This is a genomic window from Arthrobacter sp. CAN_C5, assembly GCF_017875735.1.
In the GTDB taxonomy this organism is placed as follows: domain Bacteria; phylum Actinomycetota; class Actinomycetes; order Actinomycetales; family Micrococcaceae; genus Arthrobacter_D.
Genome location: NZ_JAGGMZ010000001.1, coordinates 3,619,149 through 3,633,580, shown reverse-complemented (window position 1 = coordinate 3,633,580; position 14,432 = coordinate 3,619,149). Strand labels below are relative to the sequence as shown.

The following is a 14,432-nucleotide window of genomic DNA, read 5'->3' as shown; positions in this document are numbered from 1 at the left end:
GTGGTGACGTAGTGCAGTGGCGGAATCAGGACAGCTCGCCGGGCTCGACCACCCAGGCTTCCCGCGGTAACCCTGCGGGATCAAACGCCTCAAGCGCTCCTGCCAGCGTACCCGCAGGGAGGCCCGCCGAGCGAAGGATCAGGTCCCTCACCAGCTCCGGGCCCAGGCCCTTCCCGGCGAGCGATTCAAGGGTGACAGCACCGTCGCGTTTGGCCAGGCGTCGTCCGTCCTTGTTCAGGGCGAGAGGGACGTGGGCGTACCGGGGCGGGGTCAACCCCAGGAGGCCAGCCAGGTAGGCCTGCCGCGGCGTGGAGCTCAGCAGATCATCACCGCGGACCACCTGGTCGATGCCCTGCGCGGCGTCGTCGATGACCACCGCCAGGTTGTACGCGGGCACCCCGTCGCTGCGAACGATGACCAGGTCATCCACCGGGCCGGTGTAGCTTCCCTGCAGCTGATCTTCGATGGTCCAGCTGGTGACCTCGGACCGCAGGCGGAGCGCCGGCGGTCTGTCGTGGCGCTGGCCATCCTGCTCGGGAGTGGCCGCCTTCGACAGGTTGCGGCAGGTACCGGGGTAGGAGCCGGGGAGGGAATGGGGTGCGGTGGCGGCCTCGGCAATGTCACGGCGGGTGCAGTAGCACTCGTACAACAGGCCGGCTGCCTGGAGCGACCCAATCGCCTGCCGATAGAGGGGGAGACGGTCGCTCTGGCGGACGGGTTCATGGTCCCAATCGATCCCGACGGCGGCAAGCTCGGCGAGTTGGGCGGCCTCGGCTCCGGCGCGGGAACGGTCCAGGTCTTCGATCCTCACGAGGAACTCCCGGGAGGTGCTGCGCGCGAACAGCCAGGCCAGCATGGCGGTGCGAAGGTTTCCCACGTGCAGCTCCCCGGAGGGGCTCGGGGCGAAGCGGCCAGCGCCGGGGCTGTTCATCGGTGCTCCTGCTGCGTCAGGGAATGAGAAGACCCCCCATGCACCTGCCAGAGCCCGCTTACCCTTGCTACCTTCCGGTCCTGGGGGAGTTCACAGGGTGACACCACATGAGGGGCCGGGAAATAGTCTACAGGAATCCCTGGGGCGGTTTTGAACCGTTGGAATCGCCCGGTGTAGTGCTGGAAGGCGGGCCAGATTGCGGGTCAGAGGGCGGCCCAGGAACCGATCGGCATGGGCTCAGCGTCCGTGAATTGAGTTCCTCCCGGTGAACCCATATGGGGTTTCTGTGAGGGGCACAGGACCGCGATTCGTTAGATCGTTCCCTAGTGGGTATTCTGGTATCTGCTCCAAACTAGGAGGATTCGCCTAGCGGCCTATGGCGCACGCCTGGAACGCGTGTTGGGTTAACGCCCTCGGGGGTTCAAATCCCCCATCCTCCGCCACATGTGAGTTGCAACAAAGAAACACCCCCGGCTTTGGCCGGGGGTGTTTTTTATTGGTCAACCGTCGAGTTGCCCATTGATGGGCGGCGATCGGTGGGAATGTCTAGACAATCCCACTCATTGCGACTGTTCAGTGTGAAAAAGCGCAGCCTCACACCTCGGGCCGGGGCGGATTCGCCTCGGCTTCGGTGCCGCGCAGCCGGTCCAGGCGGCGCTTGGCAGCCGCTTCGCTCGGGCCCTCGGGGCCGAGTCCCAGGCGCACTATGAACATCACCAGCCGGGTCGCGGTGCGTACCGGGAGCGGGAGGGGACCCAGCGAGGGGACGCGGAGGCCCAGCAACTCCCGGTGCCGCGGCTCGAGCGTGGAAACCGCGCCAGCGAACAGCACCTGATACCCGAACCGCTGCGACACGGGCAGTGGCGGGCGTTTGATGTAGCGCAGGGCTTCGGTGACCTGCGGGCCACAGACCAGTCGGTCGTCGAACGCTGCCAACTGGGCGGCGAGTTCGGCCGCCGAGGTCGGGGGATCGGTCACCCCCATCAGGCGGCCGGCCTGAGCCCACTCTGCCACGTACCCGTCGGCGCCGCCCGGGATCGGCGGACCATAGGCCAGATGGGATGCGAGGAACGCGTCCGTGAATGCCAAATGCACCCAGCGCAGCAGGTCGGGGGAGCCCGCGGAGTAGGGCTGGGTGGCACCCTTGCTGTCGATGTAGGTTCCGGTGACCCGCTGGTGTAGCCGCTGCACCCAGGCTGAACCACCCTTGGCCGCCTCTGCAGAGCCGTAGGTGACGGTGAAGATCCACTGGATGGTTCCCGCCAACCGGCCGAGCGGGTCTTCGCGGTAGCGGGAGAAGTCATGGACGCCCGCCATGGCCCCGGGGTGTAGGGCCTGCAGGAGCAGCGCGCGGATCCCGCCGACCAGCGGGGTCATCGAGCCGTGCACCGCCCAAGCCGCGGACGACGGCGGGAAGTACCCGACGTCGTCGCCCTCGTCCAGTTTCTCAGCCCAGGACGGAGGCACCTCGGAGTTGCCGGTGAACGTCTTGCGGAGCTGCGTCCGCCAGCTGTCGAGGGAACGGTTGAGCCAGGTGTTCTTCAGTGAGGGCACCCCCTCATTATTGCGTAGGCCAATCCACCGGCTGCTACCGTACGAATGCTAAGCAGTCGCCTACCGGGAGTAACCATGCCATCAACGAATCTTCACTCAATTCCTCTGACCATGAACGACGGCGCCGAGAAGTCGTTCGGCGACTTTTCGGGGAAGACGGTGATGGTGGTCAACGTTGCGTCGAAGTGCGGCTACACCCCGCAGTACGGCGGACTGGAGAATCTGTACCAGAAGTACCGGGATCAGGGATTCGTGGTGGTGGGGGTGCCCTGCAACCAGTTCATGAGCCAGGAGCCCGGCACCGACGAGGACATTCAGGCGTTCTGCTCCACCACCTATGACGTCACATTCCCGCTGACGAAAAAGGCCGATGTGCGGGGAAGGAACCAGCACCCCCTGTACTCGGAACTGACCAAGTTCAAGAACGGTGTGCTACCCGGGCTGGTGAAGTGGAACTTCGAGAAGTTCCTGGTGAACGCTCAGGGCTCGGTGGTGGCGCGCTTCGCTCCCACGGTTGAGCCAGAATCGGCCGAGGTGGTCGCCGCAATCGAGGAGACCCTGGCCAAGACGGCCTAACTACCGGCTGGCTCCTCGCTGACGGCCTGCAGGGACTGCACGCAGCCGGCGAGGAAAGCGGCGCCCGCGTCGTCGTTGGTCAACTGACCCTCGGTGAGCACCGGGTACGGCTTGTCCGGGACGCCGTCGGCTGGGCGGACATCCACGTGCGCGACGTCGTACCCGTGCTCATGGAGGTAGTCGGCCATCGCGTAGTCGGTACGTGAATCCCCAACGGTCCGCCAGCGGGCCGGGATGGCGGTGCCCAGCAGGCCCAGGGCCCGCTCAGCGCCGAGATCCTTCCCCAGCCGGACGGACTCGATGTCGGTGGAGATGATGGTTGGGTCGATCCGGAAGTCGATGTTGTCGTCGCTGTCCGGGGCGTGGTGGGCCAGCCGGCATACCCCCATCCCGAAGGAGCGCATCAGGGCCAGCGCGTCGGCGTCGAACCCGGCCTGTTCCGCCAGATAGTCGGTGTTCTCCACCTCGATGTGCTGTTCCACCGACACCATTGCGTACTTGGTCTCATCAAAGAACATGTGGTCCGAGTACTTTTCGGCCACCAGGTCACGGATCCCCGCGCCGAACTCCCGTGGCAGGGCGAGCGACTCGTCGACGTTCAGCTCTCCCGCTCCGGACTGGTCGAAGCTGAACCACACGCCTCCCTTCTCACAGATAGCGTGGAACACCACGCCCTCGGGGATGCCGGCCGCGAGCATCGGGGCCATGACCTCGCTGCGAATAAACGCGTCGGAGCGGCCCGTGTTGAAGATCACCGGCCACCCGGCGGCGGCAAGGGTCAGGAGGTCGCCGATGATGGCGGGGCGCACGGTCCGCGACACGGGACTCGCGACAGGTCCGTCGACGTCGAGCAGGAGTCCGGTCAGTTCGGGGGAAGTCATGGGAGCAATTATTCTCGCACTTGCCCGGTATCCACTATTCGGGGCCCGGGCGTAACCTTTTGGCTACTAAACCCCGTGGGATCCAGCCCGTGTTCCATTGCCCCGTGATCTTCTCTAGTCTGTATTGGTGATATTCAAAGCCGTAAGCGCAGGACGTCCCTACCCTGACCATGGTTACGTGACCCCCAAGGACTGGGCCGGAGTCGCCCCCCGCCAGGTGCGCCTGGACGACTTGGTGACCACCAAGACCACCCTTGACCTCGAGGCGCTGTTGGCTGAGGATTCCACCTTTTTCGGGGATTTGTTTCCGCACGTGGTCCAGTGGAACGAGACGCTATACCTGGAGGACGGTCTCCACCGAGCGGTGCGCACAGCGCTGCATCAGCGAACCATTCTGCACGCCCGCGTGCTGGTGATCGATGACTGATCAGCCCCCGCAGCGGCATGTGACCAAAAAGTCCAGGAAGAACCCGATTGAGTGGCACGGCCACCGGATCGTCACCGAGAACGACCTGGACAACGTGTTCGCCGACACCGGCGACGTCGAACGCCCCCACATCTACATGCGGCGTCTCCGCCACGGCGTGGTGCTCGTGCTCCTCGTTGTGCTGGTGGCGGCGGCAGTGTTTATGGCGATCGGCATTAATCGCGGCGATATCCGGATCGCCGCGCTGGAACCAGACCCCGAACCCACCTACACCTGCCCCGCCGGTCCGTTCGAGGTGCAGTCGCCCTCGGCGGTCACCGTCAACCTGTACAACAGCACCACCATTTCCGGGTTGGCCGGTACGGTCGGGGAGAGCCTGCGGGAGCGGGCCTTCGTCCTTGGCGAGATCGGCAACAGGACGGTGAACCGGGAAGGGATGACGGCGATCGTGGTGGCGGGGCCCAACGGCTACGCGAACGCGTTCACGGTGCAACGCCAGATCCCGGGGACCGTCTTCGTTGAGGACGAACGTGTCGATGCGTCGGTCGACGTCGTGGTCGGCTCGGGTTACCAGGCGCTCATTCCCGAGGAGGACCTCGACGCGACAGCCGCGGGCCTGGTCTGCACGGATCCGACGACGTCGTCCGCCGAGGCGGAATCGACGACGGGTGCGCCAGCGTCAACCCCGGCGGCTCCCTAGCTGCAGCCGTCCGGTCCGCAGGCTTCGCCGTCGGCCGATTGTGCGCCGGTGCGGGCAGGACTCACCAGGGTCAACGGGTTGGCTTCCTTCCACGCGGTGTCGAGCGCCTCGGCGAACAGGTCTGTCGGCTGCGCACCGGAGATCCCGTACTTCCGGTCAATGACGAAGAACGGGACGCCGCTGATGCCGAGGGTCTGAGCCTCGGCGATGTCGTGATGTACGTCGTCCGCGAACCGGTCGGAGCCCAGCGTGTCACGCACGTCCTGCTCGGTGAGGCCGATCCCGGCTCCCAGTTGCACCAGGAACTCGGTGTCGGAGGTGTCCTTGCCCTGCTCGAAGTGTGCGGACAGGATGGCTTCCTTCGCCTGGTCACCCAGACCCTGGGACTTGGCCAGGTGCAGGAACCGGTGCGCCGTGAAGCTGTTGCCCACCACCACGTCCTCGAAGCGGAAGTCCAACCCCTCGCCCGCTGCCGACGCGGACAGGCTGTCCCACATCGCACGGACCTGATCTTCGGGGATGCCTTTGCGCTCGGCAAGGTACTGCTGTTCGGTCCCGTCATAGTGGTCCGGGAGGTTCGGGTCCAGCTGGAAGCTCTTCCAGGTCACGGTGACCTGTTCCCTGTGCTCAAACCCTTCGAGGGCTTTCTCGAACCGGCGTTTCCCTACGAAACACCACGGGCACTTCACATCTGACCAAATTTCAATCTGCATATCCGGCATAACGCGGGGGTGGCTCCGGGGTATTCCCGGGACCACCCCCGCAGCCAGCTGGGACTAGACGGCCGCCAGTTCCCGGCTCTCGTGCAGGTAACGGGCGTAGGCCGGAACGGTGAGGAAGGTGGGGAACTCCTCGCCGAGGGCCACCTCCTCGAAGATGGCGAGAGCGTCGTCGAACCGGTCACCGTCGAAGCGTTCCACCGCCTCGAACTCTTCCTCCAGGAGTTCAGCGACCCAGTTGTGGGTGATCATTTCGCCCTCATCGGTGACGGCGCCGGAGTAGATCCACTGCCAGATCTGCGACCGGGAGATCTCTGCCGTCGCCGCGTCCTCCATCAGGGAATTGATGGCCGCAGCCCCGTTGCCGCGCAGCCACGACTCGATGTACCGGACCCCCACTTCCAGGTTTTCGCGGATCCCCGCCTCGGTGATGACCCCCGGGGTGCCGGCGATGTTCAACAGCGCCTTGGCATCGGGTACGACGTCGTCACGCAGCTTCCCCAGCTGGTTCGGCTGCTTGCCCAGGACGGCGTCGAACACCTCCATGGCCACCGGAACCAGGTCCGGGTGCGCCACCCAGGAGCCGTCGAAACCGTCGTTCGCCTCCCGGGTCTTGTCGGCCCGCACCTTCTGAAGCGCGACGGCGTTGGCCGCTTCGTCCCGCCGGTTCGGGATGTTCGCTGCCATGCCGCCGATCGCATGGGCTCCACGACGGTGGCAGATCCGGACCAGCTGCTCGGTGTAGGACCGCATGAACGGGGCGGTCATGGTCACCATTGACCGGTCGGGCAGGACGAAGCGCGGTCCCCGGGTCCTGAAGTTCTTGATCACCGAGAAGATGTAGTCCCAGCGGCCGGCGTTCAGGCCCGCGGCGTGTTCGCGCAACTCGTAGAGGATCTCCTCCATCTCGAACGCCGCGGTGATGGTCTCGATCAGCACCGTCGCGCGGATGGTGCCCTGGGGGAGTCCCAGGAGCTGCTGGGCCTGGACGAAGATGTCGTTCCACAGCCTCGCTTCCAGGTGGTTCTCTATTTTCGGCAGATAGAAGTACGGTCCCCGCCCCTGGCTGATCAGGGTGCGCGCGTTGTGGAAGAAGTACAGGCCGAAGTCCACCAGGCCGCCGGCGATCGGCGTGTTGTTGATCAAGAGGTGCTTCTCGGGCAGGTGCCAGCCGCGGGGGCGGACAACGATTGTCGGCCGGTCGGCACCGAGCCGGTACTCCTTGCCCTCCGGGGAGGTGAAGTCGATCCGCCCGGCCAGCGCATCGCGCAGGTTGAGCTGCCCGTTGATGACGTTGGACCAGCTGGGGGTGGACGAATCCTCCATGTCGGCGAGCCATACCCTGGCCCCCGAATTCAGGGCATTGATGGTCATCTTGCGGTCCACCGGCCCGGTGATTTCCACCCGGCGATCCTCCAGGCCGGGAGCGATCGGCGCCACTTTCCAGCCGTCGTCGTCCCTGATGTGTTTGGTCTCCGGGAGGAAGCGCGGGTCGGTGCCGTTGGAGATCCTGGCACGGGACTGCTGCCGCAGTTGCAGCAGCTCCTGCCGGCGGCTGGCGGTCGACTGATGCAACCGGCGCAGGAATTCGAGGGCCTCGGGGGTGAGGATTTCGTCCTGGCGGCGCACGGCCGGCGCCGTCAGGGTAACGCCGTTGAGGGTGATCAATTCGTTCATGGTGTGCCTCCTGGAAAAGTGGGGCCCCACGATCGAGCCAACAGAAGTAGCAGGTATCCGGGTGGACGGTGGCCACTTCTGTTGACTCGATGCAAGGCAGGGGTCAGACGGTTAGTGGAACTGCTGTGCCTCGGTGGATCCGGCCAGTGCAAGGGTGCTGCCGGTCGGGTTCAGTGCGGTGGCGATCTGGTCGAAGTAGCCCGTTCCCACCTCACGCTGGTGTTTTGTCGCGGTGTACCCGCGGGACTCGGCAGCGAACTCCCGCTCCTGCAGTTCGACGTACGCGCTCATGCCGTTGCGGGCGTACCCCTCGGCGAGGTCGAACATCGAGTAGTTCAGGGCGTGGAAGCCAGCCAGGGTGATGAACTGGAAGGTGAAGCCCATCGCTCCGAGCTCCCGCTGGAACTTGGCGATGGTCGAGTCGTCGAGGTGCTTCTTCCAGTTGAACGACGGCGAGCAGTTGTAGGCGAGCATCTGGTTGGGGTGCTCCGATTTGATACCCTCCGCGAACCGGCGCGCCAGGTCGAGGTCCGGGGTCCCGGTCTCCATCCACAGCAGGTCAGCGTACGGGGCGTAGGCCCGGCCCCGGGCGATGCAGGCGTCAAGGCCGTTGCGCACCTTGTAGAAGCCTTCGGGGGTGCGCTCGCCGGTGATGAACGGCTGGTCCCGCTCGTCCACGTCCGAGGTGATGAGGGTTGCGGCCTCCGCGTCGGTACGGGCCACCACCACCGATGGCGTGCCCGCCACGTCGGCGGCCAACCGGGCAGCGTTGAGGGTGCGTACGTGCTGCTGCGTCGGGATGAGCACCTTTCCGCCGAGGTGCCCGCACTTCTTCTCGGAGGCCAACTGATCCTCCCAGTGAACGCCAGCAGCGCCAGCCTGAATCATCGACTTCATCAGCTCATAGGCGTTGAGTGGTCCGCCGAAGCCGGCCTCGGCGTCGGCGATGATGGGAACCAGATAGTCCTCCACCGTCTGGACGCCCTCCGCGAAGTCGATCTGGTCGGCGCGGAGCAGCGCATTGTTGATGCGACGCACCACAGTGGGTACGGAGTTGGCGGGGTACAGAGACTGATCCGGGTAGGTGTGTCCGGAGTTGTTCGCGTCCGCCGCGACCTGCCACCCGGAGAGGTAGATGGCCTTGAGTCCGGCCTTGACCTGCTGCACCGCCTGGTTCCCGGTGAGCGCGCCCAGGGAGTGGGTGTAGTCCCCGGTGCGTGCTTGGGTAGTCAACTGGCTCCACAGCTTCTCGGCGCCGCGCCGGGCCAGGGTGTGCTCCTCCTGGACCCGGCCGCGGAGACGGACGACGTCGGCAGCGGAGTAGTCGCGACTGACGGATTCCCAGCGGGGGTTGGCTGCCCATTCGAGTTCCAGTTCCCGCTCCGTCGAACCCTCGGTGGTGGATGGTGTTCCCTGGTCCTGTGTCATTGCATTCTCCTTTGAATTCCCGTGCCGTCGGTGTCTTGGGCTTCGTAAAACCAACCTTTCTCTCTTTTCAACCACCTTTCTAGGGAAAACCTCTGGCAAGAAACGCACTTCTTGGCGTAACCTCAATAAATGACGAAGATGAGGACCACGTCCACCTGGAACCGACCCGGCCCCGACGCTTCCGGTAGCGGTTCGCCGGTGGCGCCTGAGGAGCTGGACGTGATCAGTCTGGGTCGCCGGATCCGCCACCTTCGTAAAGCCAAGGGCATGACGCTCGACGATCTGGGGGCGCTGGTGGGGACGGTGGCGTCCCAGCTATCGCTGATCGAGAACGGCAAACGGGAACCCAAGCTGGGCATGTTGCAGGGTCTGGCCTCCGCCCTCGGGGTGGGGATCGACCAGCTGCTGGGTGCTGAACCGCCGACCAGGCGGGCCGCCCTGGAGATCGAGCTGGAAAGGGCCCAACGCGGGCCACTCTACGGGTCCCTGGGGTTGCCAAAGGTGCGGATCTCGTCCCGGCTGCCCATGGAGGTGCTCGAATCCCTGGTGGGCCTCCAGGGCGAATTGGAGCGGCGTCTCAACGAGCAGGTCGCCACACCGGAGGAAGCGCGGAGGGCCAACGCCGAACTGCGGCGGGAAATGCGCAAGCAGAACAACTATTTCCCCGAGCTCGAGGCCGAAGCGCAGAAGGTCCTCGACTCGGTGGGACACACCTCCGGGCCCATGTCGCAGCACCTGATTGCCGACATCGCCGCCCACTTGGGGTTCACGCTGCACCATGTGGGGGACCTGCCGCACTCCACGAGGTCAGTCACCGATCTGAAGAACCGCAGGATCTACCTGACCCAGTCGCAGCGGACCGACCACGACCCGCGCTCCGTCCTGCTGCAGGCCCTCGGCCACTACGTGCTGGATCACCAGACGCCCGAAAGCTACCGCGAGTTCCTGCGGCAGCGGGTCGCAACCAACTATTTCGCTGCGGCACTGCTGCTCCCGGAGAAGCCAGCAGTGGAGTTCCTGCAGCGGTCCAAGGCGGCCAAGGAGATTGCCGTCGAGGACATCAGGGACGCCTTCGCGGTGTCCTACGAGACGGCGGCGCACCGGTTCACCAACCTCGCCACCGAGCATCTGGGTATTCCCACCCACTTTCAGAAGACCCATGAGAGCGGGATCATCTATAAGGCGTATGAGAACGACGGCGTCACCTTCCCCCAGGATCACACCGGAGCCATCGAGGGACAACCGTCCTGTAAACGGTGGACCTCGCGGGTGGTGTTCGAGGTGGCCGACAAGTTCCGTGCCTACAACCAGTACACCGACACTCCCAGTGGCACCTACTGGTGCACGGCGCGCACCGAGCGGTCGGCGGCCGGTGAGTTCTCACTGAGCATCGGGGTGCCGTACGCGCACGTGAAGTGGTTCAGGGGCAGGGACACCCCCATGCGGGAGAAGTCATTCTGCCCCGACGAGGCGTGCTGCCAGCGGCCGCCGTCGTCGTTGGCGGAAAACTGGGCGGGCCACGCCTGGCCCAGTGCACGGGCACACTCTCACCTGTTGGCCGCGATGCCCCCCGGGGCGTTCCCCGGCGTCGACGAAACCGAGGTCTACACCTTTCTCGAAGCCCACTCGGGCTAGATCGTCAGCACTATCCACACCTAGCGCAGGAGACACCATGGAAACAGCTACCGCAGACCTGTACGACGAGCTCGGAGAGACTCTCCAGTCGGTCCCCACCCAGTTCCAGGACCTGGGCCTGACGAAGGCTTTCAGCGGGCGGGTCAGGACCGTGCAGTGCCACCACGACAATGTGGTGCTCAAGGCGGTCCTCTCCACGCCCGGTGCGGGCGACGTCCTCGTCGTCGACGGCGGTGGCTCACTCGAGCGTGCGCTGATGGGTGACATGATCGCCAAAATCGCGGTGGAGAACGGGTGGCACGGGGTGATCATCAACGGAGCCGTTCGGGACCGGGCGGTCCTGGCCGGCCTCCCACTCGGAATCAAGGCGCTCGGCAGCAACCCCCGCAAGAGCGCCAAGGAGGGGGCCGGTGATGTTGATGTACCCGTCACCATCGGCGGAGTCGTCTTCACCCCCGGTGCCACCGTCTACGCCGATGAGGATGGCATCCTCGTGCAGGAACCGACGCAGTAGCGCGCTCGCTGATGCCGCGTCCGGCCGGGACGCAAGAACGTCTGCAACAAAAAGTGGTGGCCACCCGTTTCCGGGTGGCCACCACTTTTTGGTGTCTAACTGTTTTAGCTGCTGCTAACCCTGGTTACGGGTTGCAACCGCCGTTGTTCTCGGTGTAGCCATCGAGACGCTGGATGAAGGCTGCCATCGCATCACGGGCGACTGGCTGAAGGCGCTTGTATTCGCCGTCAGGGAAGCCGGTGGTGATTTCATTCTCAGCCATCCAGGAGATCTCCCGGTGGAACTGATCGTTCACGGGAACATCCGGGAACGGTGCAACCTGGGGTGCCTCGTAATCCTCGGCGTCCGCAATGCTGCAGTACTCGCCAGCGAAGCGGTTCATGAACGCGGCCATGGCGTCGCGGTTGACGGGTGCGAGCGGACGGAAGGTGCCGTCGCTGTAGCCGGTCGACAGGCCAGTCTCAGCCATCCATGCCATCTCCTTGTAGAACTGGGTTTCAGGAGTGATGTCAGCGAATGGTGAGGTGGTGGGCTCGGCGTAAGCCGGCTCACCGGCCAGGCGGTAGAGGAACGCCGCCATGGCATCACGGTTGATCGAGGCGGGCGGGCGGTAGGTACCGTCGCTGTAGCCGTTGGTCAGACCCTGGTCAGCAAGCCAGTTGATGGCATCTTCGTGAAGGTTGCCAGCAACATCAGGGAACCGGATCAGCGGCGACTCGTTCAAGGGTGGAGCATTGCTGACGGTCACCGTCTGAATAATCGAGGACGTAGTACCGTCGGTGACGGTGACGGTGACGGCGACGTCATAAGTGCCAGCCGATGCGAACTCCCGGGTGAAGACCGCTGCCGTCCCGGATCCGCCGTCGCTGCTGGTCCAGGCAAAGGTGTTGATAGTCCCGTCGGAATCGGTGGATCCTGCACCATTGAATGTGCACTCGAGACCATCACATGTTTGACTGAAACTGGCCGACGGCGGCTCGTTCATAGGTGGGGCATTGCTGACAGTCACCTTCTGAGTGGTCGAGGACGTAGTACCGTCATTGTCGGTGACGGTGACAGTGACATCGTAGGTGCCGGCAGTGGCGAACTCCCGGGTGAAGACTGCTGCCGTCCCAGACTCGCCGTCGCTGCTGGTCCAGGCGTACGAGTCGACAGTTCCGTCCGGATCGGTCGATCCTGCACCATTGAATGTGCACTCAAGACCATCACATGTCTGGTTGAACCTTGCGGAAGGTAGGCCATTGGCTGGTGGAGGGGCCGTTCCCGGTTTGGTGATCAGCGCCTTCGCTGTCCAGTTGGTCCCATCCCGTACTGGACCGCTCACGGTAGTGGAGGTGCCTGAAACGGTTCCGTCACCCACCGATTCCGTCCAGTCCAGAGCATTGAGATTGCCGTCCGCGGACGCCCAATACAGCCTGTTGCTCGCCAGGAACATCCCCCGTACGTTGCTCCAGGTCATGCCGCCAGTAGCCCCAGCGATGGTGAACCGCTGGGCACCGACGATCCCACTGTCAATCTCGAAGTGGCGCATGAACAGACTGGTTTGGCCTGCCAGGGTGAAGTAGATGCGGCCGTTCGAGTAGAACAAACCAGTCATTGTCTGCATCTCGTTAGCGAAGTTCGTTAGACCGTACAGGTTGAGAATCGTTGGCCCGCCAATCTGCGACCCGTTGAAGGATCGCTGATGCAGTTCTCCGTTCGCCATTGCGAGATACATCGATCCAGCTGCAACAAACCCACCACGAACGTTGTCCCATGGGACAGTACCCGTCACATTCGGGCTGCCTGATGATCCCTGACTACCTGTGAAATACACCTGGCTCAGCTGGTTTGTCTGGCCGCTGGGTTTCCCACTTTGTAGCACATCGACTGGCAACGATGGCGCCGATGCAGCGGGTATCGCCGTCCCGCCGGCTACCGGGAACAGGGCTATTTTCGCGTGGTACAGGTACCGCGCAATGCGGTCTGTGTCAGATCCGACCCACAGTCCTTGGGACGTTGCGAGAAGGTCAAAGACACCGCGTCCGCGGTCTCTGCCCGGATTCCACTTCATGGGTAGTCCGCTGAGAGCGCTCAGGGCGCCGATCCCCTCACGCCCTACCGCGCCTTGTCCTGCAGCATCAGCTCGGAACGGGTTGTTCATCCAACGATTGTGTCCACCGAAGTAGACAGTATGCCCTGTCGCCTCAAGTGCGTAAACGCTGTCACCACCTGTGTAATCCACCCACACTGGGTTCAGTGCGGCACCGCGAGCGTTGGTTTCCCACCTGGAGACGGTGTCGCAGAGGGTTGGCGGACCGCTGCCGTAACCGCCCATGGAGCCGAGCACGAAGTAGGATCCGTCGGGCGAAATATCCAAGTCGTTGAGGTAGTAGGCGAATACTGAGTAGCAGTTCGGCTTCCACCGGTTGGTTTGCCAGTTCGCCACGGTGGAGGTAGCTGAAGATAGATCTACCATTCCAACCTGGACCCGGTCCAGGCCGTTCATGGTTGTGAAGTTGCCTGTGACCACCATGGTCCGGCCGTCCGGGGTGACATCGAACTTGTGGACGAAGGTGTTTCCGCCGCGGTGGGTGCCGGCGAAGACAATGTTGGTGTTGGTGCGCAAGGCGCCTGAGACGGGATCAAGTTCGGCGAGTGCGGTTCGTGCCTGTCCTCTGACTGCGGTGAACTCTCCGCCGATGAAGAGCCGGTTGCCGGAGAGTTTCATGTCGTGGACGACGGCGTTGATATTCCCCGCATTGAATGCGGTGATTCGGGCTCCATTGCTGAGAGCAAGCCGGACCACCTTCGGGGTGCTTGCACCGTTGAGGGTCCCGAACTGTCCGCCGACGTAGACCGACTGTCCATCCGCCGCGGCTACCACGCTGCGGACTGTGCTGTTGAACTGGGGTGCAAAGCCAGCACTGATCTGACCGTTGTTCTTGTTGAATGCAACCACACCGTTGCGGGTCAATACTGGTCCGCCGGCGCTGGCTTGAACCTGGGTGAACGAGCCCCCAAGAACGATCGTGTCGCCTACCTCGGCGACTGAGAACACAATTCCGTCAAGCACATGGGGGGTGTAGTTGACAGGTGTTGAACGGACTACCGATGACAGAGTCTGTTCTGATGCGGTTGCTGCTCCGGGAATCGCGACACCGAAGCCAGCAACCATTAGCAACCCGAGAAGGATCGAAATGAGTTTTCGCACTGACATTCTTCTTCCAGTTTTGGCTACGCCAGAGCTGATTGCCGCACTCCCTTGTGCAGCAAACTGAGACCGGACGAGGCCTCGGATGCATCATTATGAGATCAAAAAAATAGAAAAGAAACACTCATAACGCGCATCGGCTACTGGTCTTTTGGCACTCGCTACTCGGTTTTTGAGAGGCAGCGCCGGAGAGAATC

Annotated in this window: 12 protein-coding genes, 1 tRNA gene and 1 other RNA gene; 6 read left to right on the top strand and 8 right to left on the bottom strand. The window is 63.8% G+C overall.

Features of this window, described 5'->3' with window-relative positions; all coding sequences use genetic code 11:
* Positions 1–25 precede the first annotated feature (25 nt).
* Together gluQRS and ffs are read right to left on the bottom strand one after the other, a co-directional pair.
* Positions 26–931, bottom strand: a complete 906-nt coding sequence (gene gluQRS, locus H4V95_RS16910; protein ID WP_209731146.1) for a tRNA glutamyl-Q(34) synthetase GluQRS — start codon at positions 929–931, stop codon at positions 26–28.
* A 24-nt stretch (positions 932–955) separates the two neighbouring features.
* An RNA gene (gene ffs, locus H4V95_RS16905) (signal recognition particle sRNA small type) lies at positions 956–1,051 on the bottom strand.
* A gap of 235 nt (positions 1,052–1,286) precedes the next feature.
* On the opposite strand from ffs, the gene H4V95_RS16900 reads away from it, so the two are divergent.
* Positions 1,287–1,374, top strand: a tRNA-Ser gene (locus tag H4V95_RS16900).
* Positions 1,375–1,525: 151 nt separating this feature from the next.
* On the opposite strand, the gene H4V95_RS16895 is transcribed toward H4V95_RS16900, so the two are convergent.
* Positions 1,526–2,485, bottom strand: coding sequence for an oxygenase MpaB family protein (locus H4V95_RS16895; RefSeq protein WP_209731145.1), 960 nt, complete (start codon positions 2,483–2,485; stop codon positions 1,526–1,528).
* 75 nt (positions 2,486–2,560) lie between these two features.
* Between H4V95_RS16895 and H4V95_RS16890 the strand changes: the two genes are divergently transcribed.
* Positions 2,561–3,061, top strand: a complete 501-nt coding sequence (locus tag H4V95_RS16890; RefSeq protein ID WP_196867149.1) for a glutathione peroxidase — start codon at positions 2,561–2,563, stop codon at positions 3,059–3,061.
* On the opposite strand, the gene H4V95_RS16885 is transcribed toward H4V95_RS16890, so the two are convergent.
* On the bottom strand, positions 3,058–3,942 hold the full coding sequence (locus H4V95_RS16885; protein ID WP_245345758.1) for a hypothetical protein: 885 nt from the start codon (positions 3,940–3,942) through the stop codon (positions 3,058–3,060). The genes H4V95_RS16890 and H4V95_RS16885 overlap by 4 nt on opposite strands.
* A gap of 127 nt (positions 3,943–4,069) precedes the next feature.
* Here H4V95_RS16885 and H4V95_RS16880 point away from each other — a divergent pair, with 127 nt between their 5' ends.
* Entirely contained in the window at positions 4,070–4,369 is a 300-nt protein-coding gene (locus tag H4V95_RS16880; protein ID WP_209731144.1) for a type II toxin-antitoxin system VapB family antitoxin, read from the top strand.
* Positions 4,362–5,069: a LytR C-terminal domain-containing protein gene (locus H4V95_RS16875; protein WP_209731143.1), complete on the top strand. Its 708-nt coding sequence runs from the start codon at positions 4,362–4,364 to the stop codon at positions 5,067–5,069. Before H4V95_RS16880 ends, H4V95_RS16875 begins: the two co-directional genes overlap by 8 nt.
* Here H4V95_RS16875 and H4V95_RS16870 read toward each other — a convergent pair.
* The 3 genes from H4V95_RS16870 to aceA all read right to left on the bottom strand — a co-directional run bounded on the left by H4V95_RS16870 (position 5,066) and on the right by aceA (position 8,893).
* A complete protein-coding gene (locus H4V95_RS16870; RefSeq protein ID WP_209731142.1) occupies positions 5,066–5,782 on the bottom strand; it encodes a DsbA family protein in 717 nt (238 codons plus the stop codon). The genes H4V95_RS16875 and H4V95_RS16870 overlap by 4 nt on opposite strands.
* A 63-nt stretch (positions 5,783–5,845) precedes the next feature.
* Complete coding sequence (aceB, locus tag H4V95_RS16865) at positions 5,846–7,465, bottom strand: malate synthase A (RefSeq protein ID WP_209731141.1); 1,620 nt, start codon at positions 7,463–7,465, stop codon at positions 5,846–5,848.
* Between the two features lie 111 nt (positions 7,466–7,576).
* Entirely contained in the window at positions 7,577–8,893 is a 1,317-nt protein-coding gene (aceA, locus tag H4V95_RS16860) for an isocitrate lyase (RefSeq protein ID WP_209731140.1), read from the bottom strand.
* Positions 8,894–9,031: 138 nt separating this feature from the next.
* Between aceA and H4V95_RS16855 the strand changes: the two genes are divergently transcribed.
* Entirely contained in the window at positions 9,032–10,528 is a 1,497-nt protein-coding gene (locus H4V95_RS16855) for a helix-turn-helix domain-containing protein (protein WP_395939880.1), read from the top strand.
* A gap of 37 nt (positions 10,529–10,565) precedes the next feature.
* Positions 10,566–11,042: a ribonuclease E activity regulator RraA gene (gene rraA, locus H4V95_RS16850; RefSeq protein WP_209731138.1), complete on the top strand. Its 477-nt coding sequence runs from the start codon at positions 10,566–10,568 to the stop codon at positions 11,040–11,042.
* Between the two features lie 124 nt (positions 11,043–11,166).
* On the opposite strand, the gene H4V95_RS18835 is transcribed toward rraA, so the two are convergent.
* Positions 11,167–14,235, bottom strand: a complete 3,069-nt coding sequence (locus H4V95_RS18835) for a PKD domain-containing protein (RefSeq protein ID WP_209731137.1) — start codon at positions 14,233–14,235, stop codon at positions 11,167–11,169.
* Between the last annotated feature and the right edge of the window lie 197 nt (positions 14,236–14,432).

Excerpts from the sequence above, each read along its gene's own strand:
- H4V95_RS16890 (WP_196867149.1), top strand. The coding sequence starts at position 2,561 with ATGCCATCAACGAATCTTCACTCAATTCCTCTGACCATGAACGACGGC.
- gluQRS (WP_209731146.1), bottom strand. The coding sequence starts at position 931 with ATGAACAGCCCCGGCGCTGGCCGCTTCGCCCCGAGCCCCTCCGGGGAG.
- H4V95_RS16855 (WP_395939880.1), top strand. The coding sequence starts at position 9,032 with ATGAGGACCACGTCCACCTGGAACCGACCCGGCCCCGACGCTTCCGGT.
- rraA (WP_209731138.1), top strand. The coding sequence starts at position 10,566 with ATGGAAACAGCTACCGCAGACCTGTACGACGAGCTCGGAGAGACTCTC.
- H4V95_RS16870 (WP_209731142.1), bottom strand. The coding sequence starts at position 5,782 with ATGCAGATTGAAATTTGGTCAGATGTGAAGTGCCCGTGGTGTTTCGTA.
- H4V95_RS16885 (WP_245345758.1), bottom strand. The coding sequence starts at position 3,942 with ATGACTTCCCCCGAACTGACCGGACTCCTGCTCGACGTCGACGGACCT.
- aceB (WP_209731141.1), bottom strand. The coding sequence starts at position 7,465 with ATGAACGAATTGATCACCCTCAACGGCGTTACCCTGACGGCGCCGGCC.
- H4V95_RS16875 (WP_209731143.1), top strand. The coding sequence starts at position 4,362 with ATGACTGATCAGCCCCCGCAGCGGCATGTGACCAAAAAGTCCAGGAAG.
- aceA (WP_209731140.1), bottom strand. The coding sequence starts at position 8,893 with ATGACACAGGACCAGGGAACACCATCCACCACCGAGGGTTCGACGGAG.